The 24,791-nt window shown below is 43.6% G+C and carries 39 protein-coding genes; 35 read left to right on the forward strand and 4 right to left on the reverse strand.

Translation table 11 applies throughout. The features are described from left to right. Positions 1–85 precede the first annotated feature (85 nt). From rpsJ to rplQ, 28 genes are all read left to right on the forward strand, one after another. On the forward strand, positions 86–397 hold the full coding sequence (gene rpsJ / locus ACS8E3_RS10670) for a 30S ribosomal protein S10 (RefSeq protein ID WP_025644420.1): 312 nt from the start codon (positions 86–88) through the stop codon (positions 395–397). Between the two features lie 48 nt (positions 398–445). Beyond that, positions 446–1,084, forward strand: a complete 639-nt coding sequence (rplC, locus tag ACS8E3_RS10675) for a 50S ribosomal protein L3 (protein ID WP_025644419.1) — start codon at positions 446–448, stop codon at positions 1,082–1,084. 14 nt (positions 1,085–1,098) lie between these two features. Further along, positions 1,099–1,701 (forward strand): 50S ribosomal protein L4, encoded by a 603-nt coding sequence (gene rplD, locus ACS8E3_RS10680; protein WP_025644417.1) that lies wholly within the window; start codon positions 1,099–1,101, stop codon positions 1,699–1,701. Further along, the gene (rplW, locus tag ACS8E3_RS10685; RefSeq protein WP_025644414.1) at positions 1,698–2,048 is read left to right on the forward strand and encodes a 50S ribosomal protein L23; all 351 of its coding nucleotides are present in this window, start codon (positions 1,698–1,700) and stop codon (positions 2,046–2,048) included. The genes rplD and rplW overlap by 4 nt, the downstream gene beginning before the upstream one ends. An 11-nt stretch (positions 2,049–2,059) precedes the next feature. Beyond that, entirely contained in the window at positions 2,060–2,890 is an 831-nt protein-coding gene (rplB, locus tag ACS8E3_RS10690) for a 50S ribosomal protein L2 (protein WP_439244084.1), read from the forward strand. A gap of 11 nt (positions 2,891–2,901) precedes the next feature. Continuing rightward, the gene (gene rpsS, locus ACS8E3_RS10695) at positions 2,902–3,177 is read left to right on the forward strand and encodes a 30S ribosomal protein S19 (RefSeq protein WP_439244085.1); all 276 of its coding nucleotides are present in this window, start codon (positions 2,902–2,904) and stop codon (positions 3,175–3,177) included. A 10-nt stretch (positions 3,178–3,187) separates the two neighbouring features. Beyond that, positions 3,188–3,517 carry a 50S ribosomal protein L22 gene (gene rplV / locus ACS8E3_RS10700; RefSeq protein WP_025644408.1) on the forward strand — a complete coding sequence of 110 codons (330 nt, stop codon included), beginning with the start codon at positions 3,188–3,190 and terminating at the stop codon, positions 3,515–3,517. Between the two features lie 3 nt (positions 3,518–3,520). Further along, positions 3,521–4,249 (forward strand): 30S ribosomal protein S3, encoded by a 729-nt coding sequence (gene rpsC, locus ACS8E3_RS10705; protein ID WP_439244087.1) that lies wholly within the window; start codon positions 3,521–3,523, stop codon positions 4,247–4,249. A 3-nt stretch (positions 4,250–4,252) separates the two neighbouring features. Further along, positions 4,253–4,666 carry a 50S ribosomal protein L16 gene (rplP, locus tag ACS8E3_RS10710; RefSeq protein WP_025644399.1) on the forward strand — a complete coding sequence of 138 codons (414 nt, stop codon included), beginning with the start codon at positions 4,253–4,255 and terminating at the stop codon, positions 4,664–4,666. Further along, entirely contained in the window at positions 4,666–4,863 is a 198-nt protein-coding gene (rpmC, locus tag ACS8E3_RS10715; RefSeq protein ID WP_110923946.1) for a 50S ribosomal protein L29, read from the forward strand. The genes rplP and rpmC overlap by 1 nt, the downstream gene beginning before the upstream one ends. After that, positions 4,860–5,135, forward strand: coding sequence for a 30S ribosomal protein S17 (gene rpsQ, locus ACS8E3_RS10720; RefSeq protein ID WP_025644394.1), 276 nt, complete (start codon positions 4,860–4,862; stop codon positions 5,133–5,135). The genes rpmC and rpsQ overlap by 4 nt, the downstream gene beginning before the upstream one ends. 181 nt (positions 5,136–5,316) lie before the next feature. After that, entirely contained in the window at positions 5,317–5,685 is a 369-nt protein-coding gene (rplN, locus tag ACS8E3_RS10725) for a 50S ribosomal protein L14 (protein ID WP_317200662.1), read from the forward strand. A gap of 8 nt (positions 5,686–5,693) precedes the next feature. Further along, on the forward strand, positions 5,694–6,011 hold the full coding sequence (rplX, locus tag ACS8E3_RS10730) for a 50S ribosomal protein L24 (protein WP_317200609.1): 318 nt from the start codon (positions 5,694–5,696) through the stop codon (positions 6,009–6,011). A 21-nt stretch (positions 6,012–6,032) separates the two neighbouring features. Continuing rightward, positions 6,033–6,569 carry a 50S ribosomal protein L5 gene (rplE, locus tag ACS8E3_RS10735; protein WP_439244089.1) on the forward strand — a complete coding sequence of 179 codons (537 nt, stop codon included), beginning with the start codon at positions 6,033–6,035 and terminating at the stop codon, positions 6,567–6,569. A 12-nt stretch (positions 6,570–6,581) separates the two neighbouring features. After that, positions 6,582–6,887, forward strand: a complete 306-nt coding sequence (rpsN, locus tag ACS8E3_RS10740) for a 30S ribosomal protein S14 (RefSeq protein WP_439244090.1) — start codon at positions 6,582–6,584, stop codon at positions 6,885–6,887. An 11-nt stretch (positions 6,888–6,898) separates the two neighbouring features. After that, positions 6,899–7,297 (forward strand): 30S ribosomal protein S8, encoded by a 399-nt coding sequence (gene rpsH / locus ACS8E3_RS10745; protein ID WP_025644385.1) that lies wholly within the window; start codon positions 6,899–6,901, stop codon positions 7,295–7,297. Positions 7,298–7,559: 262 nt separating this feature from the next. Continuing rightward, complete coding sequence (gene rplF, locus ACS8E3_RS10750; protein ID WP_439244092.1) at positions 7,560–8,093, forward strand: 50S ribosomal protein L6; 534 nt, start codon at positions 7,560–7,562, stop codon at positions 8,091–8,093. Positions 8,094–8,104: 11 nt separating this feature from the next. Beyond that, the gene (rplR, locus tag ACS8E3_RS10755; protein ID WP_025644381.1) at positions 8,105–8,455 is read left to right on the forward strand and encodes a 50S ribosomal protein L18; all 351 of its coding nucleotides are present in this window, start codon (positions 8,105–8,107) and stop codon (positions 8,453–8,455) included. 2 nt (positions 8,456–8,457) lie between these two features. Then, complete coding sequence (gene rpsE, locus ACS8E3_RS10760; RefSeq protein WP_439244093.1) at positions 8,458–8,973, forward strand: 30S ribosomal protein S5; 516 nt, start codon at positions 8,458–8,460, stop codon at positions 8,971–8,973. A gap of 20 nt (positions 8,974–8,993) precedes the next feature. Further along, positions 8,994–9,173, forward strand: coding sequence for a 50S ribosomal protein L30 (rpmD, locus tag ACS8E3_RS10765; RefSeq protein WP_010196714.1), 180 nt, complete (start codon positions 8,994–8,996; stop codon positions 9,171–9,173). Then, positions 9,173–9,613 (forward strand): 50S ribosomal protein L15, encoded by a 441-nt coding sequence (rplO, locus tag ACS8E3_RS10770; RefSeq protein ID WP_439244095.1) that lies wholly within the window; start codon positions 9,173–9,175, stop codon positions 9,611–9,613. The genes rpmD and rplO overlap by 1 nt, the downstream gene beginning before the upstream one ends. A gap of 19 nt (positions 9,614–9,632) precedes the next feature. Then, positions 9,633–10,964: a preprotein translocase subunit SecY gene (gene secY / locus ACS8E3_RS10775; RefSeq protein ID WP_439244170.1), complete on the forward strand. Its 1,332-nt coding sequence runs from the start codon at positions 9,633–9,635 to the stop codon at positions 10,962–10,964. Positions 10,965–10,995: 31 nt separating this feature from the next. Then, positions 10,996–11,112 (forward strand): 50S ribosomal protein L36, encoded by a 117-nt coding sequence (rpmJ, locus tag ACS8E3_RS10780; protein WP_025644371.1) that lies wholly within the window; start codon positions 10,996–10,998, stop codon positions 11,110–11,112. A gap of 267 nt (positions 11,113–11,379) precedes the next feature. Continuing rightward, complete coding sequence (gene rpsM, locus ACS8E3_RS10785) at positions 11,380–11,736, forward strand: 30S ribosomal protein S13 (RefSeq protein ID WP_149490921.1); 357 nt, start codon at positions 11,380–11,382, stop codon at positions 11,734–11,736. A 20-nt stretch (positions 11,737–11,756) separates the two neighbouring features. Next, the gene (rpsK, locus tag ACS8E3_RS10790) at positions 11,757–12,146 is read left to right on the forward strand and encodes a 30S ribosomal protein S11 (protein WP_025644368.1); all 390 of its coding nucleotides are present in this window, start codon (positions 11,757–11,759) and stop codon (positions 12,144–12,146) included. Positions 12,147–12,194: 48 nt separating this feature from the next. Continuing rightward, positions 12,195–12,836 (forward strand): 30S ribosomal protein S4, encoded by a 642-nt coding sequence (gene rpsD, locus ACS8E3_RS10795; protein ID WP_439244097.1) that lies wholly within the window; start codon positions 12,195–12,197, stop codon positions 12,834–12,836. Positions 12,837–12,917: 81 nt separating this feature from the next. Next, positions 12,918–13,925: a DNA-directed RNA polymerase subunit alpha gene (locus ACS8E3_RS10800; RefSeq protein WP_439244099.1), complete on the forward strand. Its 1,008-nt coding sequence runs from the start codon at positions 12,918–12,920 to the stop codon at positions 13,923–13,925. Positions 13,926–13,944: 19 nt separating this feature from the next. After that, complete coding sequence (gene rplQ, locus ACS8E3_RS10805; RefSeq protein WP_439244100.1) at positions 13,945–14,304, forward strand: 50S ribosomal protein L17; 360 nt, start codon at positions 13,945–13,947, stop codon at positions 14,302–14,304. 83 nt (positions 14,305–14,387) lie between these two features. Here rplQ and ACS8E3_RS10810 read toward each other — a convergent pair whose 3' ends face one another. Both ACS8E3_RS10810 and ACS8E3_RS10815 read right to left on the reverse strand, forming a co-directional pair. Beyond that, the gene (locus tag ACS8E3_RS10810) at positions 14,388–15,008 is read right to left on the reverse strand and encodes an L-threonylcarbamoyladenylate synthase (protein ID WP_439244101.1); all 621 of its coding nucleotides are present in this window, start codon (positions 15,006–15,008) and stop codon (positions 14,388–14,390) included. A 137-nt stretch (positions 15,009–15,145) separates the two neighbouring features. Beyond that, positions 15,146–15,859 (reverse strand): elongation factor P hydroxylase, encoded by a 714-nt coding sequence (locus ACS8E3_RS10815; RefSeq protein WP_439244102.1) that lies wholly within the window; start codon positions 15,857–15,859, stop codon positions 15,146–15,148. Positions 15,860–16,059: 200 nt separating this feature from the next. On the opposite strand from ACS8E3_RS10815, the gene ACS8E3_RS10820 reads away from it, so the two are divergent. The 6 genes from ACS8E3_RS10820 to lysM all read left to right on the forward strand — a co-directional run bounded on the left by ACS8E3_RS10820 (position 16,060) and on the right by lysM (position 20,511). Then, positions 16,060–16,653, forward strand: coding sequence for a YceD family protein (locus tag ACS8E3_RS10820; protein WP_439244103.1), 594 nt, complete (start codon positions 16,060–16,062; stop codon positions 16,651–16,653). Between the two features lie 289 nt (positions 16,654–16,942). After that, positions 16,943–17,125: a 50S ribosomal protein L32 gene (gene rpmF, locus ACS8E3_RS10825; RefSeq protein ID WP_025644354.1), complete on the forward strand. Its 183-nt coding sequence runs from the start codon at positions 16,943–16,945 to the stop codon at positions 17,123–17,125. Between the two features lie 431 nt (positions 17,126–17,556). Continuing rightward, on the forward strand, positions 17,557–18,531 hold the full coding sequence (fabD, locus tag ACS8E3_RS10830; protein WP_439244104.1) for an ACP S-malonyltransferase: 975 nt from the start codon (positions 17,557–17,559) through the stop codon (positions 18,529–18,531). After that, complete coding sequence (gene fabG / locus ACS8E3_RS10835; protein WP_439244171.1) at positions 18,522–19,256, forward strand: 3-oxoacyl-ACP reductase FabG; 735 nt, start codon at positions 18,522–18,524, stop codon at positions 19,254–19,256. Before fabD ends, fabG begins: the two co-directional genes overlap by 10 nt. 269 nt (positions 19,257–19,525) lie before the next feature. Next, positions 19,526–19,765 (forward strand): acyl carrier protein, encoded by a 240-nt coding sequence (acpP, locus tag ACS8E3_RS10840; RefSeq protein WP_025644348.1) that lies wholly within the window; start codon positions 19,526–19,528, stop codon positions 19,763–19,765. A gap of 236 nt (positions 19,766–20,001) precedes the next feature. Then, positions 20,002–20,511 carry a peptidoglycan-binding protein LysM gene (lysM, locus tag ACS8E3_RS10845; protein ID WP_439244106.1) on the forward strand — a complete coding sequence of 170 codons (510 nt, stop codon included), beginning with the start codon at positions 20,002–20,004 and terminating at the stop codon, positions 20,509–20,511. Between the two features lie 122 nt (positions 20,512–20,633). On the opposite strand, the gene queG is transcribed toward lysM, so the two are convergent. Then, a complete protein-coding gene (gene queG, locus ACS8E3_RS10850) occupies positions 20,634–21,797 on the reverse strand; it encodes a tRNA epoxyqueuosine(34) reductase QueG (protein WP_439244107.1) in 1,164 nt (387 codons plus the stop codon). A gap of 185 nt (positions 21,798–21,982) precedes the next feature. On the opposite strand from queG, the gene ACS8E3_RS10855 reads away from it, so the two are divergent. Beyond that, positions 21,983–23,773 (forward strand): NAD(P)H-hydrate dehydratase, encoded by a 1,791-nt coding sequence (locus ACS8E3_RS10855; protein WP_439244108.1) that lies wholly within the window; start codon positions 21,983–21,985, stop codon positions 23,771–23,773. 40 nt (positions 23,774–23,813) lie between these two features. Here the strand turns inward: ACS8E3_RS10855 and ACS8E3_RS10860 are convergent, their stop codons facing one another. Beyond that, positions 23,814–24,305 (reverse strand): DUF4124 domain-containing protein, encoded by a 492-nt coding sequence (locus ACS8E3_RS10860; RefSeq protein WP_439244110.1) that lies wholly within the window; start codon positions 24,303–24,305, stop codon positions 23,814–23,816. Positions 24,306–24,791 lie beyond the last annotated feature (486 nt).

Below are 24,791 nucleotides of genomic sequence, written 5' to 3' on the forward strand. Positions count from 1 at the left end.
TTAAAGTAGATCTTTAACCAAACGGCTTATGTTTATCCACTTGCAGCGCAAGAATGAACAAAGCACATATTAGGAGCTTGCTGGCATGGCTAACCAGAGAATCCGTATCCGTCTTAAGTCTTTTGATCATCGCCTGATTGATCAATCGGCACAAGAGATTGTTGATACAGCAAAGCGCACCGGTGCGCAAGTTTGTGGTCCTGTACCGTTGCCGACTCGCATTGAGCGCTTCGACGTTTTAACCTCGCCACACGTCAACAAAGACGCGCGTGACCAGTACGAAATTCGTACTCACAAGCGTATGGTTGATATCGTTCAGCCTACTGACAAAACTGTGGACGCGTTAATGAAGTTAGATTTAGCGGCAGGTGTTGACGTCCAAATTGCTTTGGGTTAATACGCAACAACGCCCAATCCATTAATAGAAGATATAAAGAGGTTTAAAATGGCGATCGGTTTAGTCGGTAAAAAATGCGGCATGACCCGAATCTTCACAGAAGCAGGTGTTTCTATCCCTGTTACTGTGATTGAGGTCGATGCAAACCGCATTACTCAAGTAAAAAGTAATGACGTAGATGGTTATCAAGCCATCCAAATCACCACAGGCACTCGTCGTGACAGCCGCGTAACTGCAGCTCAAAAAGGTCACTTCGCAAAAGCTGGCGTTAAAGCGGGCCGCGGTGTTTGGGAATTTCGTACCAATGATAGCGACCTTGAAGGCCGTGAGATTGGTGGTGAGATCCTAGCTGACTTGTTCGAACAAGGTCAGATTGTTGATGTCACAGGACAGAGTAAAGGTAAAGGCTTTCAAGGCGGCGTAAAGCGTCACAACTTTAGCATGCAAGACGCCACTCATGGTAACTCAGTCTCTCATCGTGCCCTTGGTTCAACTGGTCAAAACCAGTCACCAGGTAAAGTATTCAAAGGCAAAAAGATGCCAGGTCAGATGGGTAACAAACGCGTCACCGTACAGGGCCTAGAAGTGGTCTCAGTTGATGCTGAAAAAGGGTTACTTGTCATCAAGGGTGCCATCCCTGGTGCCACCGGTGGCGACGTCATCGTACGTCCGTCAGTCAAAGCCTAAGCAAGGGGATTAACGTGGATTTAAAAACAGTTACAGGTGCGGCGGTTGAGCTTTCTGATACGGCTTTTGGTCGTGAATTCAACGAAGCATTAGTGCATCAAGTCGTCACCGCTTATTTAGCTGGTGCTCGCCAAGGTACACGTGCGCAAAAAACCCGTGCCGAAGTTTCTGGCGGTGGCATCAAGCCATGGCGCCAAAAAGGTACTGGTCGCGCTCGTGCAGGCTCTATTCGTAGCCCAATCTGGCGTTCTGGTGGTCGTGCATTTGCCGCGAAACCACAAGACTGGTCACAAAAAGTTAACCGCAAAATGTACCGCGGTGCTATGCAGTGCATCCTAGCTGAACTCATTCGCCAAGAGCGTTTGATTTTGGTTGAAGAAATAAGTGTTTCTGCACCTAAGACCAAAGAGCTGATCGCAAAGCTAAATGAATTAGATGCACCTCGTGCATTAATCGTCACTAAAGAAGTTGACGAGAATTTATATTTAGCCGCTCGCAACATTCCACACGTCAATGTACTAGGTACATCTGAAGTGGATCCGGTGAGCCTGATCGCCTTTGACAAAGTCATCATGTCAGTTGAAGCTGCGAAACAATTTGAGGAAGCACTAGCATGAATAACGCAAGACTTTATCAGGTCTTAAGAGGACCTGTATTCTCAGAAAAATCTCAAATGCTTGGTGATTCATTTGGTGTGCAAGTATTCAAAGTTGATTCTAATGCCACTAAGCTTGAAATCAAAAAAGCAGTTGAGTTGATGTTTGAAGGTGTTGAAGTCACTAAAGTGAACACTTTGAATGTTAAAGGTAAGACAAAGCGTTTTGGTAGAAGCATCGGCCGTCGTAATGACTTCAAAAAAGCCTATGTTACCTTAAAAGCTGGTCAAGATGTACAAATGGCTGATGCTGGTGAAGAGGTCGCAAATACGACTGATTCTACTAGTGAAACAGCGAACAACGAATAAGGATTACACTCATGCCTATCGTAAAAGCAAAGCCAACATCACCAGGCCGTCGTTTTGTTGAAAAAGTGGTGCATCCACACCTTTATAAAGGTCGTCCTTATGCAGCACTTGTCGAATCAAAAGGTAAGTCAGGTGGTCGTAATAACAATGGTCGCATAACCACTCGTCACATTGGCGGCGGTCACAAGCATCATTATCGTATTATTGACTTCAAACGTACTAAAGACAATATCCCAGCGACAGTTGAGCGTATCGAATACGATCCTAACCGTACTGCTCATATTGCTCTACTTAAGTACGCTGATGGCGAGCGCCGTTATATCATTGCTGCTAAGAAGCAAAAAGTTGGTGATTCTGTACTATCGGGCGATACTGCTCCGATTCGTCCAGGTAACTGTATGCCGCTTAAAAACATCCCTTTGGGTACTGTGATCCATAATATCGAACTTAAAATCGGTAAAGGCGCACAGATGGCTCGTTCAGCGGGTGCAAGCGTTCAGTTACTAGGTCGTGATGGTATTTACGCCATTCTACGTTTACGTTCAGGCGAGACTCGCCGTGTACACGTTGAGTGCCGTGCGGTTATCGGTGAAGTATCAAACACTGAAAACAACTTGAAGTCACTTGGTAAAGCCGGTGCCTCACGTTGGCGTGGTGTTCGTCCTTCTGTCCGCGGTGTCGCTATGAACCCGGTTGACCACCCACATGGTGGTGGTGAAGGTCGTGTTAAAGGTCGCCATCCAACTAGCCCTTGGGGTCAGAAGTCTAAAGGACTTAAAACGCGTCATAATAAGCGTACTGACAATATGATCATCCGTCGCCGCCGCGCCAAGAAGAAATAAGGAAGAATTTCATGCCTCGTTCATTGAAAAAAGGTCCATTCATTGATGCGCATTTGTTTGCCAAAGTTGAGACTGCAATTGACACCAACTCACGCAAGCCCATTAAAACATGGTCGCGTCGCTCGATGATTCTGCCCCAAATGGTTGGCTTAACGTTATCTGTTCATAATGGCCGTACTCACGTACCGGTTATCATAAGCGAGCAGATGGTTGGTCATAAACTAGGTGAATTTGCCCCGACTCGTACATATCGTGGTCATGGCATTGACAGAAAAGCAAAAAGATAAGGTGCTTACCATGGAAGTAACTGCAAAATTACGCGGTGCCGCCATCTCGGCACAAAAAGTTAGACTCGTTGCTGATGAAGTTCGTGGCAAGCCGATTGAGCGTGCTTTGGATATCCTAACGTATAGCAATAAAAAAGGCGCTGTGTTCGTTAAGAAATGCCTTAACTCAGCCATCGCCAATGCCGAACATAATCACGGCTTAGATATCGACGACCTAAAAGTCGCGACCATCTATGTTGATGAAGGCATTACGCTAAAGCGTATCCTACCACGTGCTAAGGGTCGCGCTGATCGTATCAGTAAGCGTACCTGTCACATTACTATAAAGGTAGGAGAATAAGCTATGGGTCAGAAAGTACATCCAATCGGAATTCGTCTTGGTGTTGTCAAAAAGCATAATGCAAACTGGTATGCTGATCCAAAGCAATACTCAGAATACCTCATCAACGACATTCAAGTTCGTGAATATCTACGTAAAAAGCTAGATAACGCCATGATCAGCAACATCACGATCGAGCGTCCTACTGGCGCCGCTAAGATCACCATCGCCACTGCGCGTCCTGGTATCGTTATCGGTAAGAAAGGCGAAGATATCGAAAGACTTCAAAAAGAATTGACCAAAATTATGGGCGTACCTGCTCAGGTCAACATTGAAGAAATCACCTCGCCTGATCTTGATGCACGTCTAGTTGCTGATGGTATTGGTAGCCAGCTTGAGCGCCGTGTGATGTTCCGCCGTGCGATGAAGCGCGCGGTACAAAACAGCATGCGTTCTGGTGCTAAAGGTATCAAAGTTGAGCTCTCTGGTCGTTTAGGCGGCGCTGAGATTGCTCGTACTGAATGGTACCGTGAAGGTCGTGTGCCCTTGCATACACTACGTGCTGACATTGATTACGCATCAGTACGTGCGGAAACCACTTACGGCACTATCGGTGTAAAAGTTTGGATCTTCCGCGGTGAAATCCTTGACGGTATGAACAGTGTTTATAATCCGGTCAAAGAAGAGCAGACTCGTGCGCCAAAACGCCGTGGTCGCGGAAACGGAAACCGTCGAAACTCAGACAGAGGTTAAACTATGTTACAGCCAAAACGTACCAAGTTTCGTAAAATGCACAAAGGTCGTAACACAGGGCTCGCTCATCGTGGAAGCACCGTTGCATTTGGACAAATTGGTCTAAAATCTTTGACTCGTGGTCGTATGACTGCCCGTCAAATTGAAGCAGCACGTCGTACCATCACCCGTAAAATTAAGCGTGGTGGTAAGATTTGGATTCGTGTCTTCCCAGACAAGCCAATTACTAATAAGCCTCTAGAAGTACGTATGGGTAAAGGTAAAGGTCCTGTCGAGTATTGGGTCTGCGAAATCAAACCTGGTAAAGTGCTATATGAAATCGAAGGGGTTTCAGAAGAGCTTGCTCGCGATGCCTTAACGCTTGCAGCAGCAAAACTGCCCTTTAAAACTACCATTGTTAAGCGGACGATAATGTAATGAAGATCAGTGAATTACGTGATAAATCATTAGAAGAACTGACCCAGTTACTTGATGAAAAGCAACTTGATGCTTTCCGTATTCGTATGGCTAAAGCAACCGGTCAGTTGGGGAATACCCATGAAGTCAGAGGCAATCGTCGTACGATTGCTCAGCTTCAGACTTTGATCAACGAGAAACAACGAGGCGACTCATGAGCGATAACAATCAAGCAACTACCAATGCTAGCGTCCTAACTGGTCGTGTTGTCAGCAACAAGATGGATAAGTCCATCACGGTTTTGATTGAGCGTCTGGTTCGTCATCCTTTGTATGGCAAGCAGCTTCGTCGTTCTACTAAAATCAAAGCCCACGATGAGAACAATGTCTGCCAACAAGGCGACCTTGTCCGCATCAAAGAAACGCGTCCAATCTCAAAAACGAAGTCTTGGACTTTAGTTGACGTGGTTGAAACTGTAGAAAAAATTTAAGTAAATTGCATTGAAAGTCAGAAGCTGTTAAAATATCCGCCTTTTTAGGGATGCTGATTGCGCCGAGCGTTTATCACACACCTATGAGTAAAATGCGGCTACTAGTGTAAACCTGCCGCTTACTCATACTGTGCTAGCGGCAGCAACTGGCTTTTATTGCTCATACGTGTGGAGTAACGCTATGATTCAGGTCGAATCTATGCTGGAAGTTGCAGACAATAGCGGTGCAAGAAGAGTTCAGTGCATTAAAGTACTGGGTGGTTCTCATCGTCGTTATGCATCTGTCGGCGATATCATTAAGATAACGGTTAAAGAAGCTATTCCTCGTGGTCGTGTTAAAAAAGGCGACGTGATGAATGCGGTAGTTGTACGTACCAAAAAAGGCGTTCGTCGCCCTGATGGTTCAGTGATTCGTTTTGATGACAATGCTGCGGTATTGCTCAATCAAAATAAAGCACCTATTGCAACTCGTATTTTTGGACCGGTAACTCGTGAACTACGTGGTGATCAGTTTATGAAAATTGTATCCCTAGCACCAGAAGTATTGTGAGGTAACCCATGGCTAAATTACGTAAAGGCGATACAGTTATCGTGATTGCTGGTAAAGACAAAGGCAAGCAAGGTACTGTACAAGCTGTTAAAAACGATCGCATCAAAGTTGAAGGCATTAACATCGTCACCAAACATCAAAAGCCAAATCAGGCGACTGGTGTTGAAGGTGGTATCGTTAAGCAAGAAGCCTTTTTGCATATTTCAAATGTCGCAATTTTAAATGCGCAAACCCAAAAAGCAGACCGTATTACTTATCAGACGAATGATGAAGGCGTTAAACAACGCGTTTATCGCTCAAACGGTGAAGTAGTGGCGACTGCGTAAGACACTAAGGGTGTAATAGTAATGGCAAGATTAAAAGCTTTATATAACAATGAACTTAAGCAACAGATTCAAAAAGAAATCGGTGTAGAAAATGTGATGCAAGTGCCTAAAATCACTAAAATCACATTGAACATGGGTGTCGGCGGCGCATCACAAGATAAGAAATTACTTGAAGGTGCCGTAGCAGATATGACCGCTATTGCTGGTCAAAAGCCTGTGGTTACCAAAGCACGCAAATCAGTTGCTGGTTTCAAAATTCGTGAAGAGTGGCCAATCGGCTGTAAAGTAACGCTTCGCGGTGAGCAAATGTACGAATTTTTAGATCGTCTCATTGCTATTGCGATTCCTCGTATTCGTGACTTCCGTGGTTTTTCACCTAAGGCTTTTGACGGACGTGGTAACTACTCATTGGGTATCAAAGAGCAAATCGTATTCCCAGAAGTAGATTTTGATAAGATTGATCGTATCCGTGGTATGGATGTGACAATTACTACGTCAGCAAGCTCTGATGAAGAAGGTCGTGCGTTACTCAAAGCATTCGGCTTCCCATTTAAATAAGGTAAAGACGTTATGGCAAAGAAGAGCATGATCAATCGCGAATTAAAGCGCGAAAAAATGGTTGCTAAATACGCTGAAAAGCGTGTGAAGCTAAAAGAAACTATCAGTGACATGAACGCAAGTGATGAAGAGCGTATGGATGCGATGTTAGAGCTACAAGCTCTGCCACGCAACTCATCGCCAGTACGTTTACGTAATCGTTGTGCTATCACTGGTCGTCCTCATGGCTATTTCCGTAAGTTTGGCTTATCACGCAATATTCTGCGTGAGCGTGTCATGCAAGGCGATGTGCCTGGTGTTCGTAAAGCAAGCTGGTAAGGAGTAATCACATGAGTATGCAAGATACTGTTGGGGATATGCTAACCCGTATTCGTAACGCACAAATGGCTAATAAAGTGTCCGTAGCTATGCCAAGCTCAAAACTACGTAAATCTATCGCTGATCTTTTGGTTAGTGAAGGTTATGTAGCCAGCGCTGAAGTTAGCGAAGAAGCGAACAATAAAGCGACATTAACTATTGAATTAAAATACTTCGAGGGCAAAGCTGTCATCGAAACGATTCAACGTTATAGCCGTCCTGGTCTACGCCAGCATCGCGGCAAAGATAACATCCCTACTGTTAAGCAAGGTATGGGTGTGGCTATCGTTTCAACCAGTCAAGGTATCATGAGTGATCGTGCTGCGCGCGCTGCTGGTATCGGTGGTGAAATCGTTGCCTTTGTTGCTTAATCAGCATTTTTGCTAAGCAATAAAACGATAAAGTCTATTTGTATCTTATTAAGCTTACAGACTATTTTTTGAATAGCTGTAAGCCTGATATCACATCAGCACTTACTAATTATAAATTGATAGGTGTTAATTAAGATCAATTATGATAAACTAACACGCTTTTTAGCCTGTTAGTTTTTTCGCTATTATCCTAACTGAATTTAATTTATGTTTTGATGGTAGTCAGCTAACAGATGTTTTAATTTTTTTAAGGAATATTCCTATGTCTCGTGTGGCTAAAGCCCCAGTGACACTGCCAAACGGCGTAAGTGTTACTTTGAACGATCGGCAGGTCGAAGTGAAAGGCAAGAATGGTACTTTGTCTTTACACCTGCATGAATTGGTCGAGCTGAAACAGGAAGATGATGCTATCATTCTCTCACCTACAGTCGACTCAAAAGAAGCCATGATGCACACTGGCACCGTTCGCGCCTTGCTTAACAATCATGTTACTGGCGTTAGTGAAGGCTTCGAAAAACGCCTTCAACTCATCGGTGTTGGTTATCGCGCACAAGCTGCTGGCGATAAAGTAACCTTAAACGTAGGTTATTCGCATCCAGTAGAATATACATTGCCTGAAAGCGTGTCAGCTGAAACACCAACGCAAACTGAGATTGTTTTGAAATCAAACAATAAACAGCAGCTTGGTCAAGCAGCGGCTAATATCCGTGGTTTCCGTCCACCAGAGCCTTACAAAGGTAAAGGTATTCGTTATAGTGACGAGAAGGTGATTCGCAAAGAAGCCAAGAAAAAATAAGGTGAGAGGACATGTTTGATAAAAAAGCAGCTCGTCTGCGTCGAGCTAAGAAAACCCGTGCACATATCCGTCATTTAGGCGTTAATCGTCTAACGGTAAACCGCACGCCAAAGCACATCTATGCCCAGATTATCTCTCCAAACGGTGGTGAAGTGATCGCTCAGGCATCTACCTTAGACAGCAGCTTGCGCTCAGGCGCGACTGGTAACGCTGATGCAGCGACGTCTGTAGGACAAATGATCGCAGAACGCGCAAAAGCAGCTGGCATTACTAAAGTTGCCTTTGACCGTAGTGGTTTTAAATATCATGGTCGAGTAAAAGCTTTAGCTGAAGCTGCTCGCGAAAATGGATTGGAGTTTTAATCATGGCTAGAAACGATAGAAATGATAAAAATGAACAAAGCGATGGTTTAGTAGAACGCCTAGTTACCGTTGATCGCGTTGCAAAAGTGGTTAAAGGTGGTCGTATCTTCTCTTTCACTGCTTTGACAGTAGTGGGTGATGGTAATGGTCGCGTTGGTTTCGGTCGTGGTAAAGCCCGCGAAGTGCCTGCTGCTATTCAAAAAGCTTTAGAAGCAGCAAAACGCAATATGATTACGGTTGAGCTAAACGAAGCTACCTTATATCATCCGATCAAAGCACGTCATGGTGCGAGTAAAGTCTTTATGCAGCCTGCATCTGAAGGTACTGGCGTTATCGCTGGTGGCGCAATGCGTGCGGTATTAGAAGTTGCTGGTGTCAAAGATGTTTTGACTAAATGTTATGGTTCTACCAATACCGCTAACGTCGTTCGCGCGACATTTAACGGTTTACGTGATATGTCAACTCCAGAAAAGATGGCAGCGAAACGTGGTAAATCTGTAGACGAAATCTTGGGTTAACTTAGACTAGGTGAGTTACGATGAAAAAAATGAAAGTCACTCAATTTAAATCAGGTGCCCATCGCCTCAAGAGCCACAAAGCGAGCTTGAAAGGATTGGGTTTACGCCGTATTAATCATACTGTAGAAGTTGAAGATACTCCTTCAACCCGTGGTATGGTCAATCGCGTCAACTACATGGTAAAAGTGGAGGAAGCGTAATGGGACTTAGATTAAACGAATTATCACCAGGTGTTGGCGCGAAAAAAACCGCCCAGCGTCGTGGTCGTGGTATCGGTTCAGGTCTTGGTAAGACAGGTGGCCGCGGTGTTAAAGGTCAAAAATCACGTTCAGGTTCTAGCATTCGTTCAGGATTTGAAGGTGGCCAAATGCCTTTATATCGCCGTCTACCTAAATTTGGCTTTACCAGTAAAATGGCAATGACTACCGCTGAGGTACGTTTGTCTGAGCTGAATAAAGTTGAAGGCGATGTGGTTAGCTTAGAAACTCTAAAAGCAGCTAATCTTATCCGTCACGACATGAAACGTGCCCGTGTTATGCTGTCAGGTGAAGTTACTAAAGCTTATACCTTTAAAGGTATCAAAGTAACGAAAGGCGCTAAGCAAGCAATCGAAGCTGCTGGTGGTAGCATCGAGGAGTAGTAACGTGTCAAAACAATCAATGACCTCAAGTGGTATTCCGCTCAATCCTTTTGCTTTTATACGTAAGTATGATGAGCTTTGGACGCGTTTGTTATTTTTGATCGGCGCATTGATTGTTTATCGTTTAGGGTCGCACATTCCGGTACCGGGTATTAACCCGGTTAATTTGGCAGATCTGTTCTCGCGTAATGAAAACACTATTTTGAGCATGTTCAATATGTTCTCAGGTGGAGCGCTTGAACGTATGTCGATTATGGCACTAGGTATCATGCCGTACATTTCAGCGTCAATTATTGTACAGATGATGTCCGCAGTTGTACCTTCGCTTGAAGCCCTCAAAAAAGAGGGGGAGGCAGGTCGACGCACGCTGAACAAGTATACCCGTCAAGGGACGCTTGCTTTAGCGCTAGTGCAGTCATTAGGGATGTGTGCCGGTTTAATCAGTCAGAATCTGACTTTATCTAGCGGTTTGACTTTTTATATTCCTGCTGTGACCTCACTGGTTGCAGGCGCTATGTTCTTAATGTGGCTTGGTGAGCAGATTACAGAGCGCGGCGTAGGTAACGGTATCTCGATGCTGATTTTTGCAAGCATTGTCGCCGGTACGCCAGGGATGATTTCTCAATCTATCGAACAGGTCAATCAAGGGCAGATGAACTTGATTGTACTTTTTATCTTTGTGGTATTAGGCATCGCGGTGACCGCGGGTATCGTTTATATCGAACGTGCTCAGCGCCGTGTCCCCGTAAACTATGCGCAAAAGCAGCAACAAGGTCGCAAAATTTATGCTCAGCAGCAGTCGCATTTGCCGCTGAAATTAAATATGGCAGGGGTTATTCCTGCTATTTTTGCCAGCTCCTTATTATTGTTTCCAGCGAGTTTAGGACAATGGGTTGGTCAATCTGCTGATCCTACTTTTACCCAAAAGATATTACAAAATATAGCGTTAGTGTTGTCTCCTGGACAGCCGCTTTATTTAGTTCTGTTCGGCGCGATGATTATCTTCTTCTGCTATTTTTATACGGCATTGGTTTTTAGTCCACGCGAGGTTGCTGAAAACCTTAAACGTAGTGGTGCGTATATTCCAGGTATCCGCCCCGGACAACAAACTCAGCGTTATCTTGACCATGTCTTAAATCGACTGACCTTCATAGGCGCGATGTACATGACGGTTATTTGTTTGATGCCGATGGTCGTTCAATCCTCATTTGGTGTGCCGTTCCAACTTGGTGGTACGTCGCTACTGATTATGGTGGTTGTGGTAATGGACTTCATTTCGCAAATTCAAGCGCATTTGATGACCCATCAATACCATGATCAGACGTTAATTCAATCGCCCACTCAGTCATAGAAGAGTGCGGTGGTTATTCAAGGAGCATTCCATGAAAGTTCAAGCCTCAGTAAAAAAGATTTGTGGTAGCTGCAAAATTGTACGCCGTAAAGGTCGTGTACATGTTATATGCACAGCAGAACCGCGCCACAAGCAACGCCAAGGTTAATTGATAACTTGTCATGGCTCTAAGCCTAAGCAATTTATTAAATTAATACTTGAAAAAAAGTGGCGGATGCGATATCATCCGCCACTTGCCGTAGTTCATACCAGAAACTTTTATTGCTTTTGCTTTAATGCTATTTTTATTGTTTGTTAATGCCAATAAAAGTTTTAAAGCAGAAAAAATAGCAGTTCGGTATTAACAGCAACAAATCTGAAAAAATGCGCTATTTATGATAAATAATGCATATTTTTCTTTAATGGAGAGAAATCAATGGCTCGTATTGCCGGCGTAAACATTCCGGATAATAAGCATGCTGTTATTTCACTAACTTACATCTTCGGTGTAGGTCGTACCACTGCTCAGAAAATCTTAGAAGCAGTTGGCATTGCCCCTACTACTAAAGTCAGTCAGTTAGATGATACACAGTTAGATGCTATCCGTGCACAAGTTGCAGAATACATGACTGAAGGTGATCTTCGTCGTGAAGTGTCAATGAATATCAAGCGTTTGGTTGATCTAGGTTGTTACCGTGGCATCCGTCATCGTCGTAACTTACCTGTTCGTGGTCAAAATACCAAAAACAACGCTCGTACTCGTAAGGGTCCGACACGCCCTCTCAAAAGATAATTAACTTAGGAAGCTAAAAGATGGCTAAAGACACTCGTAGTCGCAAAAAGGTGACTCGTCGTTCAGTATCGGAGGGCGTTGCCCATATCCATGCGTCTTTTAATAACACCATTGTAACGATTACCGATCGTCAAGGTAATGCATTGGCTTGGGCCACTTCAGGTGGACAAGGCTTCCGTGGTTCACGTAAATCTACACCATTTGCAGCTCAGGTTGCAGCTGAAGTTGCTGGTAAAGCGGCGCAAGAATATGGTGTTAAGAATGTCGATGTTTTGGTCAAAGGACCAGGACCGGGTCGTGAGTCTGCGGTAAGAGCACTAGGTGCATTGGGTTATAAAATTAACAGCATCTCTGATGTAACCCCAATCCCACACAATGGTTGCCGTGCGCCGAAAAAGCGCCGCGTCTAATATTAGAGACGAAGCTTTTAATAATAAGAGCTTAAAGGAGACAGAACAATGGCCCGTTATATTGGACCAAAACTCAAATTATCACGTCGCGAAGGCACTGACTTAGGCCTTAAGTCTGGTGTTAAGCCGTATGATGTTAAAACAAAGAAAGCTGGTCGTCCACCTGGTCAGCACGGCGTTAGCCGTAACAAAAGCTCAGAGTATTCTCTACAGCTACGCGAAAAACAAAAAGTTAAGCGTATTTATGGTGTACTAGAGCGTCAGTTTGCAAACTACTATAAAGAAGCGGCGCGTAAGCGCGGTGCTACGGGTGAAAACCTACTAGCTATGCTTGAGAGTCGTTTGGATAACGTGGTATACCGCATGGGCTTTGGCTCAACTCGCGCTGAAGCACGTCAGCTAGTCAGCCATCGCACCGTTATGGTAAAAAGAGCTGGTCGTGATGAGTTTGTTCGTGTGAACATTCCATCGATCCAGTTGCAAGATGGTGATGTCATTGCTATTCAAGAGAAGTCTCGCGAACAGCTACGTATCAAAAACGCTATTGAACTAGCGTCACAACGTGGCATTCCAGAATGGCTTGATGTTGATAACAGCAAACTACAGGGCACGTTTAAGCATGCTCCAGATCGTATTGATCTACCTGCTGAAATTAACGAAAGCTTGATCGTTGAGCTATACTCTAAGTAAGTAACGTACTGCTCAATGTTATGTCTATAGCATTGAGCCATTAACGTTAATTAATCCAGATAAACAAATCGAGGTGACATCATGATGCTAAATGCAACTGAGTTTCTAACGCCGAATGCCATTAACGTGGATACGGTTAACGAGACGATTGCGAAAGTCACGCTCGAACCGTTAGAACGCGGCTTTGGTCATACCTTAGGGAATGCCCTGCGTCGCATCTTGTTATCTTCATTACCTGGTGCTGCAGTCATTGAAGCGGAGATTGATGGTGTTGACCATGAATACTCAACTTTAGAGGGTCTGCAGGAAGACGTGCTTGACTTGCTTTTGAATTTAAAAGGCTTGGCATTGACGCTTCATGACCAAAATGAAGTATTCTTGACCTTGGATAAACAAGGTCCAGGCACCATTACTGCTGCAGATATTGACTTGCCGCACAATGTAGACATTATTAACCCAGACTTAGTATTGGGTACATTGAGTGAGCGCGGTCATCTTAAGATGCGTTTGCGTGTAGTAATGGGTCGTGGATATGAGCCAGCAAATCAGCGCCGTGAAGATGGTGATACCAAAGCAATTGGCCGCTTAAAGCTTGATGCAAGCTTTAGCCCTGTGCTTCGTGTTGCCTATCAAGTAGAGAACGCTCGTGTTGAACAGCGTACTGACCTTGATCGTCTCATCATTGAGCTTGAAACTAATGGCACTATAGATCCAGAAGAAGCAATTCGTAAAGCGGCCACTATTTTACAACAACAGATTTCTATCTTTGTTGATTTAGAAGCTGAAGAAGCGCCTGAGCCTGTGAAAGAAAAAGAAGAGGTCGATCCTGTGCTATTACGCCCTGTGGACGATCTTGAACTAACGGTTCGCTCAGCCAACTGCTTAAAAGCTGAAAACATTTACTATATCGGTGATTTGGTACAACGTTCAGAGACTGAACTTCTAAAAACCCCAAATCTTGGTAAGAAGTCATTAACCGAAATCAAAGACGTTCTTGCGTCTAAAGATTTAGAGCTTGGGATGCGCCTAGATAACTGGCCACCAGCTGACCTGCGGGTTGATGATCGCTTCTCTTATCGCAGCCGTTAAACATTAAGGATATTTGACTATGCGCCATCGTAAGAGTGGAGTCAAGCTGGGTCGTACCGGCAGTCATCGTAAAGCAATGTTCCAGAACATGACTAACTCATTATTTGAGCATGAACTGATCAAAACAACTTTACCTAAAGCTAAAGAATTGCGCCGCGTTGCCGAGCCATTAATCACTTTAGCAAAAGAAGATAGCGTTGCTAATCGCCGTTTGGCATTTAGCCGTATGCGTAGCAAAGCTATGGTAGGTAAACTATTTAGCACGCTAGGTCCTCGTTATCAAGCGCGCCCAGGTGGTTATTTACGTATCGTTAAATGCGGTCACCGTGATGGTGATAATGCGCCAATGGCTTATGTAGAGTTAGTTGATCGTGACTAATCTATAAGCAATCTGAATGTTATATAAAAAAGCGCCAATTGATTGGCGCTTTTTTGTGTTTAATCGTTTTGAGCTTGTATGATTTAAAGGAGCAAATCACTCACGTCAGCCGCGCCTTGTCTGATAATATCAGGTTGACTGTTGGTCATGTCAACGATAGTGGTCAGCTTTGTGGTTTTAATGCCGGCATTAATTAGGCCATCGACTTGATTATCTAACAGCTCTTCGATATCGAAAGGGTCATCTAAGATGTCATCACGATCAGGTAAAATAAGTGAGCTAGTCAAGATAGGCTCATCCATCGCTTCCAGTAATGCTTGCGCGATAGGGTTGCTCGGTACGCGAATACCAATGGTCTTTTTCTTCGCGTGTGCCAATTTCTTAGGAACGTCTTTGGTGGCATTTAAAATGAAGGTGATAGGAGCAGGGGTGTGTGCCTTGAGCTGTTTGAATTGGATATTATCAACCGTGGCGTAAGTGGCAATCTCGCTTAGGTCACGGCATAATAAAGTGAATTGATGCTTATCGTCAAGAGCGCGTATATGTTTCAGTTTTTCTAGCGCGTCTTTCGCTCCCAAACGACAGCCAAATGCATAGCTCGTATCGGTTGGATAGATGATGAGCTTATCATCACGCAGCATAGCAGCGGCTTGTTCAATAAGCCGAGGTTGCGGATTTTCCGGATGAACATACAGCGTTTGCATAATGGCTCCTCGTTTATTGTTTTTCTCATTTACATTAAATAAATGGTTATTCAATACACAGTATAAAATCAAAAAGGTTTTAGATAGTAGTAGCGAGACGTTACAAATGATGGTAAATCGTTAAATGACTATTGTTATTAATAAGTCAAATGACTGTCTTTATTCATAAATAGGCCCAAAAGTGTTTTTAGTAAGGTTTGAGCATCTCTAGGTAAGCTTTGCGGCTGAGCAATATAGCTTTGCGCTTGCCGATAGACGTCACTGGCAAAAGTGCTGTGACTGCTATCAAAATCAGCGAATAGATTATCTTGGGAGACTTGAAAAGGCCGCTGACAGGCTAAGGTAAATAAGCACTCTAAAGCTTGTGGTTTGATCTCTAAGCGCTCAAACGCGTGCTGCTGAGCTTCACTGCGTCCGTCTGCAGCGTACCAGTAACCAAAGTCGCTAAGTTGCCGACGAGCCTTGCCTGCGATACACCAGTGGCTGATCTCATGCAAAGCACTATTAAAAAATCCATGTGCGAATTCAATACGAGCCAACTCGCCGTTATGCGCTGGAAAGTATTCAGGCTCATGACCACCGCGTACCAGTTGTACTTGCTGATCGATAAATAGCTGATTAAATAGCTGCATTAAAGCTGTAGTGGCTTTATCATCGTCTTCCAGTCGCTTTAGGTGATTAGCGTCAAAGCCATTGAGATTGGTCTCAAGACTGTTGTTACTCAAGCTAGGCAAACGACCTTCATCTATAGCTAAGCCATTGAGCGCCGCTAATAGTGTATCTGCGTCATCATCAGTCAACAGAGTAGAAAATTCAGGTTGAGTATCAGTTGTAGGAATTTGCAATGTCATAAAAATAATTATATAGAAAAATAAATCGTAAAATTAGCGCTAAAAGACTAAACATAACGGGCAAAAGAATAGCTGTCAGGGCTAATGAATCGCAGTTTTTACGCTGCAAAAACAGTAACATACTAGCTCTAGTGTCCTAGCGCGCTTTCGGTTAGTATGGCAAGCAATATTATACCCCATTTTGATCAGCGAGGCCGCTTATGTCACCTTCTCAAACTAACTCTGTATCAAAGGCTGCTACTAATGATAATCAAGCGCCATCTCTTGTGCGTATACCTGAATATATTTCTTTAACTAAATGGGAAGATACTGGCTTTGAATGGCAAGGTGAGGTTGATCCTACCTCCTTTGAGCGCTTAGCCACCTCATTGACGGATGAGCATCAACAAGCTAATTTGCCACTGCACACGCATCTATATCGTCGTAATAATGTTTTACATTTATCCTTTGAAACAAAAGGCGAGGTATGGCTGACTTGCCAACGCTGTTTGCAGCCCGTAGCTACGGCTCTGACCGATGATTATGATATTGCGCTGTTAGATGATGAGAGTCAGGCAAGCTCAATGGATGAAGAGCAAGACTATTTGCTCCTTGAGGAAATAGTTGACAACCAGACCCCTGAGCGCCTACTACCGCTTAAGAAGCTTATTGAAGATGAGCTGCTGCTCAAGATGCCTTTAGCACCAAAACATGATGATTGTGAAATGAGTGTTGAGCAGTTTGGAGAAATTCCAGAAGAGGAAGAGAGCGAAAACCCTTTTGCTGCTTTATCAGCGCTCAAAGGCAAGCTGTAGTCTTTTTTAGGCATAGGGATAGAAGAGTTTGTCACAGGGCTTTATTAATTTGACAAACCCGCGTATAATATCCCGTTTATTGCATTCTAGTAAGTCGCTGTTGGCCGCTAACCCTATCGTAATCTAAGGTTTAGTTAGACTCAATCGGCAAGTAATATAGATAGCAAACTCATTAATTTAGTACTGTGTTAAGTTTTCGTGGTTGATGTTTGATAGATCATAAGCTTAAGTCAGTATCGATTAAAGCTGAATTTTAAGCTTACCTTTTTTTAAGTATAGGAGCTATATCATGGCTGTTCAAAAAAGTCGTAAAAGCCGTTCTCGTCGTGACATGCGCCGTTCACACCACCGTATGGAAGTGGCTGAGCTTAGCGTAGATGCTACTACTGGTGAAAAACATCGTCGTCATCATATGACTAAAGACGGGTTCTATCGCGGTCGTCAGTTGTTCAAAGTCGCTCAAGACGCATAATCTATTGTTTAATAAGTAAACACATTAAATATAGTAGCTAGCTATAATGATGATAGCTGCTATTAATAATGATATTTACTGTTGAACCAGCAGATTATAAAAAAGCCAAGTTATCTTGCTATCCTACATTGTATAGCGCGGTGGCTTGGCTTTTTGTTATCTGAAATTTGATAAATTATTAACTGGTTAAGTCTATCTTAATAGCTTGTCTTTAATCGATGCAATTCATTATAGTTATAATGCTCTGAGTACAGTTGTTAACTATGATAATGAAGCTGAGCAGTGTATAGTTTGCTCATGGTTATTTTGAATCATGAATAAACAAGTTATTAATACAGACGATGAGCGGCTAAAATCAGTTATGATAACTAGAATGTTTATTATATTTGCTTATTGTTAAAAGCGCTTTTAATCACTAAGGAATATTGGCTATGGCATTAACGCCTGATACGATAACAACAAAACCCCGTATTGCAATTGTCTTTCCTGGGCAAGGTGCGCAAGCAGTCGGTATGACCGCAGAGCTCAGCGAGATTTATCCGCAGATTCGTGATACTTTCGCTGAGGCCAGCACCGCGCTGGGAGAGGACTTGTGGGCGATTTGTCAGGACGAAGAAAAGCTAAACCAGACGCAATATACTCAGCCAGCTCTATTAGCTGCGAGTATCGCCATTTGGCGTATCTTACAAGAAAAGCTGACTGAAGCGAATATTGCTCCTTGCTACTTAGCGGGACATTCTCTTGGAGAGTACAGCGCATTGTGTGCTTCTGGAGTGCTTAGTTTCGCTGATGCAATACAGCTAGTACATACACGTGGTCAGTTAATGCAAGAAGCAGTCGCCGGTATCGATACCGCTATGGCGGCGGTATTGGGTCTCGAAGATAGCCGCGTTAAAACCTTATGTGAGCAAGCGACTGAGCATGTGGACGACGCTATCGTCAACGCTGCAAACTTCAATAGTCCGGGGCAAGTGGTAATCTCAGGCAATGCTCTTGGCGTTGCTGCTGTCATCGACAAAGTACAAAATACGGGCAAAAAAGCTATTCCTCTTAAAGTAAGCGTGCCTTCGCATTGCGCTTTAATGGAACCGGCTAGCCAAGCGCTAGCTGAAGCTTTGGCAGCTATTAATTTTGATCAAGCGACGATTCCGGTTATTCAAAACCGTCATGCACGGGTTGAAACCAGTTCACCCGGCATTAAGCAAGCTTTGACTGAGCAGCTCAGTGAAGCAGTGTTATGGTCAAAGACTATGCAAGAGCTCGCGGATAAACAAATCAATATTCTAATTGAATGTGGCAGCGGTAACGTACTGAGTAATTTGGCCAAGCGTCAAGCGCAGCCTATTACGAGCTATCCAACGGATAAGCCTGCCCGCCTTGATAAATTAGTGGAGGCATTATCATGAGTCGCACGATTACTTTAGTTTCTGGTGCTAGCCGAGGCATAGGCAAAGCTGTTGCCAAACGCTTTGCAAAAGAAGGTCACTTTGTCATTGGTACCGCAACGACTGAGAAAGGGGCCGCCCTTATTGATGATTATTTGCATGACTCTGGCGGTATAGGCCGTGTGTTAGATGTCCGCGATCCTGAGCAGATTGATAAGCTGTTTGAAGAGATCGAGAGTGTTTATGGCGCCGTACAAGTATTGGTCAATAACGCAGGTATTACCAAAGATGGCTTACTGATGCGCATGAAAGATGAGGATTGGGAAAGTGTTATTGATACTAACCTCACCTCCGTATACCGTATGAGTAAACGTGCGATTCGCGGTATGATGAAAGCGCGCCGTGGCCGTATTATTAATATTAGCTCAGTGGTCGCCAAGATGGGTAATGCTGGACAATCCAACTATGCAGCGACTAAAGCAGGTCTGGAAGGTTTTAGTCGTACTTTAGCGCGCGAGATTGGCTCACGACAAGTCACTATCAATTGTGTGGCGCCTGGTCTGATCGAAACAGATATGACCGATGAGCTTGACGAGCGGCTACTCAACTCTATGTTAGATGCTGTACCTATTGGCCGCTTAGGTCAACCAGAAGATATCGCCGCTGCCGTACTGTTTTTAGCAGGTGATGAGGCCAGCTATATCACAGGAGCGGTCATTCCAGTCAATGGCGGCATGTACATGTAATAAACAGCACAAAAAAAGCTAAATACTAAAAGATTACATTAGCACTATAAAAAATTGTGTGAACGAGTGTAAACTCTAATAAATGCTGTTATAATAACGGACACTTTTAGGCCAAACCCCTGTATTATAGCAATTGGTTACTCGGGCTAAGACTGACAACGATATTGGGTTATCTGTACCAGCCCTCACTATCATAGTCCAACCGAGTCCTTAACACTTTAGATAATTGCTATAATTCTCAAATTGATAGACACCAAGGAGTACTCTACATGAGCAATAATGATATTGAGCTAAGAATAAAATCTGCCGTAGCAGAGCAGTTAGGTATGAATGTTGAAGATATCAAAAATGAAGCTTCTTTCATGGAAGACTTAGGCGCTGATTCTTTAGATTTAGTTGAGCTAGTCATGTCTTTTGAAAGTGATTTTGGTATCACTATCCCTGATGAAGACTCAGCAGAGTTGACTACAGTGCAAAAAGCCATTGATTATGTACAAGCTCAGCTATAATTAGGTTTTTTTAACCTGTCATTAGCTAATTGTTACGCCGTTTATCTTAATAGATAAGCGGTTTTTTTTTGTTTTATGCTTGCTATCGTAAACTGGTAGCATGTTTAGCTTATCTTCTAAATGACATAAGTTTTCATAAGCTTAACATTACTCAACATACCGCTACTACCCAAAGCTATTGTCTTTGTTATACTCATTAAGTACACAACAAACAATAATATTTAAGGAGTAATTAGATGGGAATGTTCAGTTTCGCAAAAGATATTGGTGATAAAATTTTTAATCGTGATGATGACAAGCACGATGCAAAAAAAGAAACAAAAGCAGATGCCAATACCCCAGTAAAAGATAGCGAACCATCGGCTCAATCGGTGGCCAATATTTTACTGCGCCGTATTCAGCAGCAGAACTTGCAAATCAGCAATCTGAAAGTCAAATATAATGGTTCTACTGATACCGCTGAGATCAGTGGTAATGCAAAGACTCAAGCGGATCGCGAAAAAGCCATTATCGCTATCGGTAACGTACAAAACGTGGCCAAAGTTATTGACAATATCGATATCGAAGAAGATGCACCAGAATCGACGATGTATACGGTTAAATCAGGGGACAGCTTATCTAAAATCGCACAAGACGTTTATGGCTCATCGAGTGATTATATGAAAATATTTGAAGCCAATAAGCCTATGTTATCTGATCCAGATAAAATATATCCCGGTCAAGTACTACGCATTCCTAAGCCATAATAATGTTTTTAGTTAGAATTTAGCTAATATAATAGCTAACGATAGATAATACAAAGACGCCTTTTACATAGTAAGAGGCGTTTTTTCTTGCGTTTGTTTTGAAGTAGAACGGTTACTATCGGCTAGTTTGCTAATCTAATAACTTGCTCTTCTATAGCCCAGTGTATATGCTCGTCCAATATGTCATTGTGCACACCAAGCTTGGATTTTAATTGCTCGATATTATTTTTTCTAGCGTTAGCATTGCCTAGGCCGATAGCGATATTACGTAGGAAGTTCACATAGCCTGTACGCCTAAGCGGACTGCCTTGCGTGTATTGTAAAAAATCGGCTTCGCTCCACTGCCACAGCTCAAGCAGACTACTGCTATCGAGTTTGTGCCTTGGAGCAAAGTCCTCAACGGTCGTAATCTTGGCGTAACGATTCCACGGGCATATTAGCTGACAATCATCGCAGCCAAACACGCGGTTACCAATAGCACGGCGATATTTAACATCGATAACACCGTCATGCTCAATGGTCAAATAAGAGATACAAGCTGCTGCATTAAGCTCATGCGGAGCTACGATAGCCCTAGTAGGGCAGATATCAATACAAGCCTGGCAGCTACCGCAATGCGCTGTAATCGGCTGATCAGCAGGTAGCTCTAGACTAATGAACAGCTCGCCTAATACAAAAAAAGAACCGGCTTGTTTATTGAGCAGTAACGTATGCTTACCGGTCCAGCCCAGTCCAGCTGCATCGGCGATGGGTCTCTCAAAAATAGGCGCAGAATCACTAAAAGGCCGAAAGACGAAGTCGTTATCTGCACCGATATCAGCTCCAATCGCTAAATGCCTCCATTCCGGCAGCATCGCTTCTATTCTCAGAGCCAACTGTTTGAGGCGACTACGCATAGTCTTGTGATAGTCGCGCCCGCGAGCATAGCGCGCGATAATACCCTGATTTGGGCGATCCTCATCTTCAACGGTGCGCGGTTTAGGGGCATCAGTCAAGTAGTTCATACGCACGCTAATAATAGTCTTAGCGCCTTCTACTAACTGTTCAGGATGAGCGCGTAGATGATGGTTGCCATGCATAAACTGCAACTGCCCTTCATAACCTTTGGCGAGCCAAAGCTGCAACTGTTCAAGCTGCTGCGCAAACAAAGGATGCTGTACGGATATAAATCCGCAATCTGCGAACCCTAAATCCTGCGCTTGCGCTTTAATCCACTGCTTTATCTCTTTAGGTGAGGTAAAGGTAGGTTGGTCAGTGCTAGGTATCAGGGTGGGAGATGATTTCATAGGCTAAGATAATTGGCTGAGATAGAGGGATGAGTGAACGAGTTCTAGAAAGCTATTATGCCATGACAAGCGAGCTAACCCAAAAAAGATAGCACAATACTGATGATATCCATACAGAAGCCGCCGCCGGCATTTGCTACCCTTATTAGCATCTCTTTGTACTCTAAACCATATAAGGATTATTTATGTCTACCACTAAAGAGTTGCTTTCGAGTTCCGCAACGATGCCCATCGCTTTGTATAACAGCCAGCAAGTCTATGCTATGGAGCAAGAATGGTTTGCCAAAGGCTATAGCAGTTTTGCTCTGATGCAGCAGGCGGCTTGGCAGATGACGCAGCGTATTATAAACATCGAAGATAGCATGCAAAGTAAAAAAAACCGCTGGCTGAGTTATGATAATGTTCACCTCGCTACTCAGCAGTACAATAGAGGTAAACGCGCCATTATTTGGGTGGGACGAGGTAATAATGGCGGTGATGGTTGGCTGATTGCTTTATATTTGCAGCAAGCGGGCTGGCAAGTCAAAGTCATGACTGTTGGCATGACAGCTATCGACAAGGGCGATAATTATAACGCTAAAAATAGCGAGAAGGAGACAGAGCAGATCAGTGATGCCCTTAAAGCCCAACGCTTGGCATTAACCAGTGGTTGCTCTTATCTATGTTTTGAAGACCAGGGGTTTGAAGATCAGGAGTTTGGTGAAGGTAACTTATCCAGAGCTGATGTCTATATCGATGCTATCTTCGGTATCGGTCTGGATCGCGCACCAACAGGTATTTATCAGCAAGCGATTACCACTTTTAATCAACTGACTGAGTGTGACCGTGCTTTGGTGGTGGCGGTAGATATTCCTAGTGGTCTTGTGGCCTCAACAGGGCAAGTATTTGATCATTTGGCAATACGCGCTGATATTACTTTATGCCTTGTCGCGCGCAAGCTAGGCTTACATACCAAAGATGGTAAAGATTATACTGGTGAAGTTTTGGATATCCCGCTCATACCTATCAGCTCCATAACGCCTGTAGCTACTTTATTGAAGACCGCTTACGCCTTAGCGCCGCGCCAGCAAAACAGCTATAAAGGCAGTTATGGTCACGTTCTAGTGATAGGTGGCAACCGTATAGACGGCTCGCAAGGCATGGGCGGTGCGGCAATTTTATCCGCTTCTAGTGCGATGGCAACTGGAGCTGGCAAAATAACAGTAGCCTGCCATGACGCTTTTCATGGGGCGTTACTGACGTCATTACCTGATGCAATGACTATCGATCTGCACGATGTTAAGGGTGTCAAAACCTTGATTAAAGATGCTAGCGTTATCGCTATAGGCATGGGACTTGGCCGTGATGATAAAGCCAAAGACTTATTTGTCGTTTATGTTACCGCTAGCATTGAAGCAGATAAAGCTATGGTCATCGATGCGGATGGCTTATACCATTTGGCGACTTTGCAGAGGGAGAAGCATAACTTAATTAAAAAGTTAAAGGCGCACAGCAATCGGCATAAAGTGTACTTAACACCGCATAGTGGTGAGGCGGCGAGACTGTTAGATAAAAAGATTAGCGAAATAGAAGAAGATCGCTTAACCGCCATTAAGCACGGCGCTGACAAGTATGGCGGTGATTGGGTACTAAAAGGGGCAGGGACGCTGATATTAGAGCAGAATCTAAACGATAAACATAGTAAAGCTAAATCGAAAGTTTATGTTTGCGCTACTGGCAATGCCGGAATGGCAACGGCGGGTATGGGTGATGTGCTATCAGGAGTATGTGCAGGACTGATAGCACAGTTGGATTTAGCTGATGAAGCGCGAAGTCTCAGACAGGCAGTGGTCATTCATGGCTTAGCAGGAGATACCTTATTGAAACTAGGTATGCATGATAATTGTCGCTCATCACTGTTGATAGGGCAGCGCGGCATGCAAGCACAAGATATGCCAGCCGCCGTTCGTCATGTGATCGAGGGCTTAGCCGTTTAGACTGCGGCAGCGTGGCCTAATTGTGAGCGTATAAAACGATTTAGCCACAATACTGGTTAATCGCTTGTTGTACTCGCTCGCGCTTAAGCTCAATCTCACGGCTATCTAAGTATTCGCGCTTACCACTAGCGTCCATCTCATAGATGCGTCCACCCACATTGAGATTGGTTAGGTTATTACGTAGCGATTGGCAGCGCTGAGCATTGGCATTGGCTTCTTGAGCTTTAATACGAGCCTCAAGCTGCTCAACTCGCTGTGCTTCAGCGTCTTTAGGAATAGTATCTGGACTGTCACTTGTTCTATTAGCCATTTGACCAGCATCGGTTTGGCGACCATCACTGCGAAACTCAATCATCTCGATATTTTTGCCATTTTGCGGAGGATGTTGGCTATATTTGATCTCCCCATGCGCTCCAATCGACTTATAAACCTGAATCGCATGACTGGCATTCATAGATAATAATAAAATACTGCAAGTCAGCAAGCCAAAAACAAGCTTAGAAGCGATAGTTGTCAAGGGGACGTAAGCCATTATCAGAATCCTTTTTGCCAATGAAAAAACAGGGAGTGTTTATCTATCGATATCTATATGAGTATCAAAGCCTAGCCACATTATACATAATTAAAAAAACTTAGCTCAATTTAATAAAAACCTTCAAAACATAATACCAAAGATTTTGTTTCAAAGGCTATTTTAAAACTTATAGTTGGGCTCGGGCTTCATAAGTTTCTCTTGACAATAATAACTAAAACAGTGACTATAATAACAGTTGGTCAGTGAGCGGCATTTATAATTTTGCCGTAGCACTTGAAAATAAAGTCTATTAGGATGCTTATCGGCGGCTTAATAGTTTTGTTTTCTTTGTGACAATAGCAAAGCAAGGATAGCGGTCATCTATTGGCCTATTGTTGTTTATGCTATTTGTCTCCGGACTTATCGGTCTACAATGACTAAGATAACTTTATTATTTTTACACCTTTACCGACGCATCGGTTTGTTGCCATAAATAATGGCGTA

The organism is Psychrobacter sp. 2Y5 (assembly GCF_051847375.1).
In the GTDB taxonomy this organism is placed as follows: Bacteria; Pseudomonadota; Gammaproteobacteria; order Pseudomonadales; family Moraxellaceae; genus Psychrobacter.

What these genes read in the sequence shown, in the direction of transcription:
- rpmF (WP_025644354.1), top strand. Translation starts at nt 16,943, where the DNA reads ATGGCTGTTCAAAAAAGTCGTAAAAGCCGTTCTCGTCGTGACATGCGC.
- acpP (WP_025644348.1), top strand. Translation starts at nt 19,526, where the DNA reads ATGAGCAATAATGATATTGAGCTAAGAATAAAATCTGCCGTAGCAGAG.
- rplQ (WP_439244100.1), top strand. Translation starts at nt 13,945, where the DNA reads ATGCGCCATCGTAAGAGTGGAGTCAAGCTGGGTCGTACCGGCAGTCAT.
- rplV (WP_025644408.1), top strand. Translation starts at nt 3,188, where the DNA reads ATGGAAGTAACTGCAAAATTACGCGGTGCCGCCATCTCGGCACAAAAA.
- rpsM (WP_149490921.1), top strand. Translation starts at nt 11,380, where the DNA reads ATGGCTCGTATTGCCGGCGTAAACATTCCGGATAATAAGCATGCTGTT.
- rpmC (WP_110923946.1), top strand. Translation starts at nt 4,666, where the DNA reads ATGAAGATCAGTGAATTACGTGATAAATCATTAGAAGAACTGACCCAG.
- rpsH (WP_025644385.1), top strand. Translation starts at nt 6,899, where the DNA reads ATGAGTATGCAAGATACTGTTGGGGATATGCTAACCCGTATTCGTAAC.
- rpsQ (WP_025644394.1), top strand. Translation starts at nt 4,860, where the DNA reads ATGAGCGATAACAATCAAGCAACTACCAATGCTAGCGTCCTAACTGGT.
- ACS8E3_RS10820 (WP_439244103.1), top strand. Translation starts at nt 16,060, where the DNA reads ATGTCACCTTCTCAAACTAACTCTGTATCAAAGGCTGCTACTAATGAT.
- rpsE (WP_439244093.1), top strand. Translation starts at nt 8,458, where the DNA reads ATGGCTAGAAACGATAGAAATGATAAAAATGAACAAAGCGATGGTTTA.
- ACS8E3_RS10855 (WP_439244108.1), top strand. Translation starts at nt 21,983, where the DNA reads ATGTCTACCACTAAAGAGTTGCTTTCGAGTTCCGCAACGATGCCCATC.
- rpsK (WP_025644368.1), top strand. Translation starts at nt 11,757, where the DNA reads ATGGCTAAAGACACTCGTAGTCGCAAAAAGGTGACTCGTCGTTCAGTA.
- rpmJ (WP_025644371.1), top strand. Translation starts at nt 10,996, where the DNA reads ATGAAAGTTCAAGCCTCAGTAAAAAAGATTTGTGGTAGCTGCAAAATT.
- rpsJ (WP_025644420.1), top strand. Translation starts at nt 86, where the DNA reads ATGGCTAACCAGAGAATCCGTATCCGTCTTAAGTCTTTTGATCATCGC.
- lysM (WP_439244106.1), top strand. Translation starts at nt 20,002, where the DNA reads ATGGGAATGTTCAGTTTCGCAAAAGATATTGGTGATAAAATTTTTAAT.
- rpsN (WP_439244090.1), top strand. Translation starts at nt 6,582, where the DNA reads ATGGCAAAGAAGAGCATGATCAATCGCGAATTAAAGCGCGAAAAAATG.
- rplB (WP_439244084.1), top strand. Translation starts at nt 2,060, where the DNA reads ATGCCTATCGTAAAAGCAAAGCCAACATCACCAGGCCGTCGTTTTGTT.
- rplX (WP_317200609.1), top strand. Translation starts at nt 5,694, where the DNA reads ATGGCTAAATTACGTAAAGGCGATACAGTTATCGTGATTGCTGGTAAA.
- rpmD (WP_010196714.1), top strand. Translation starts at nt 8,994, where the DNA reads ATGAAAAAAATGAAAGTCACTCAATTTAAATCAGGTGCCCATCGCCTC.
- rplF (WP_439244092.1), top strand. Translation starts at nt 7,560, where the DNA reads ATGTCTCGTGTGGCTAAAGCCCCAGTGACACTGCCAAACGGCGTAAGT.
- rpsS (WP_439244085.1), top strand. Translation starts at nt 2,902, where the DNA reads ATGCCTCGTTCATTGAAAAAAGGTCCATTCATTGATGCGCATTTGTTT.
- rplO (WP_439244095.1), top strand. Translation starts at nt 9,173, where the DNA reads ATGGGACTTAGATTAAACGAATTATCACCAGGTGTTGGCGCGAAAAAA.
- rplW (WP_025644414.1), top strand. Translation starts at nt 1,698, where the DNA reads ATGAATAACGCAAGACTTTATCAGGTCTTAAGAGGACCTGTATTCTCA.
- rplN (WP_317200662.1), top strand. Translation starts at nt 5,317, where the DNA reads ATGATTCAGGTCGAATCTATGCTGGAAGTTGCAGACAATAGCGGTGCA.
- rplP (WP_025644399.1), top strand. Translation starts at nt 4,253, where the DNA reads ATGTTACAGCCAAAACGTACCAAGTTTCGTAAAATGCACAAAGGTCGT.
- fabD (WP_439244104.1), top strand. Translation starts at nt 17,557, where the DNA reads ATGGCATTAACGCCTGATACGATAACAACAAAACCCCGTATTGCAATT.
- rpsC (WP_439244087.1), top strand. Translation starts at nt 3,521, where the DNA reads ATGGGTCAGAAAGTACATCCAATCGGAATTCGTCTTGGTGTTGTCAAA.
- ACS8E3_RS10860 (WP_439244110.1), bottom strand. Translation starts at nt 24,305, where the DNA reads ATGGCTTACGTCCCCTTGACAACTATCGCTTCTAAGCTTGTTTTTGGC.
- rplE (WP_439244089.1), top strand. Translation starts at nt 6,033, where the DNA reads ATGGCAAGATTAAAAGCTTTATATAACAATGAACTTAAGCAACAGATT.
- secY (WP_439244170.1), top strand. Translation starts at nt 9,633, where the DNA reads ATGACCTCAAGTGGTATTCCGCTCAATCCTTTTGCTTTTATACGTAAG.
- rpsD (WP_439244097.1), top strand. Translation starts at nt 12,195, where the DNA reads ATGGCCCGTTATATTGGACCAAAACTCAAATTATCACGTCGCGAAGGC.
- ACS8E3_RS10800 (WP_439244099.1), top strand. Translation starts at nt 12,918, where the DNA reads ATGATGCTAAATGCAACTGAGTTTCTAACGCCGAATGCCATTAACGTG.
- rplR (WP_025644381.1), top strand. Translation starts at nt 8,105, where the DNA reads ATGTTTGATAAAAAAGCAGCTCGTCTGCGTCGAGCTAAGAAAACCCGT.
- queG (WP_439244107.1), bottom strand. Translation starts at nt 21,797, where the DNA reads ATGAAATCATCTCCCACCCTGATACCTAGCACTGACCAACCTACCTTT.
- ACS8E3_RS10815 (WP_439244102.1), bottom strand. Translation starts at nt 15,859, where the DNA reads ATGACATTGCAAATTCCTACAACTGATACTCAACCTGAATTTTCTACT.
- ACS8E3_RS10810 (WP_439244101.1), bottom strand. Translation starts at nt 15,008, where the DNA reads ATGCAAACGCTGTATGTTCATCCGGAAAATCCGCAACCTCGGCTTATT.
- rplC (WP_025644419.1), top strand. Translation starts at nt 446, where the DNA reads ATGGCGATCGGTTTAGTCGGTAAAAAATGCGGCATGACCCGAATCTTC.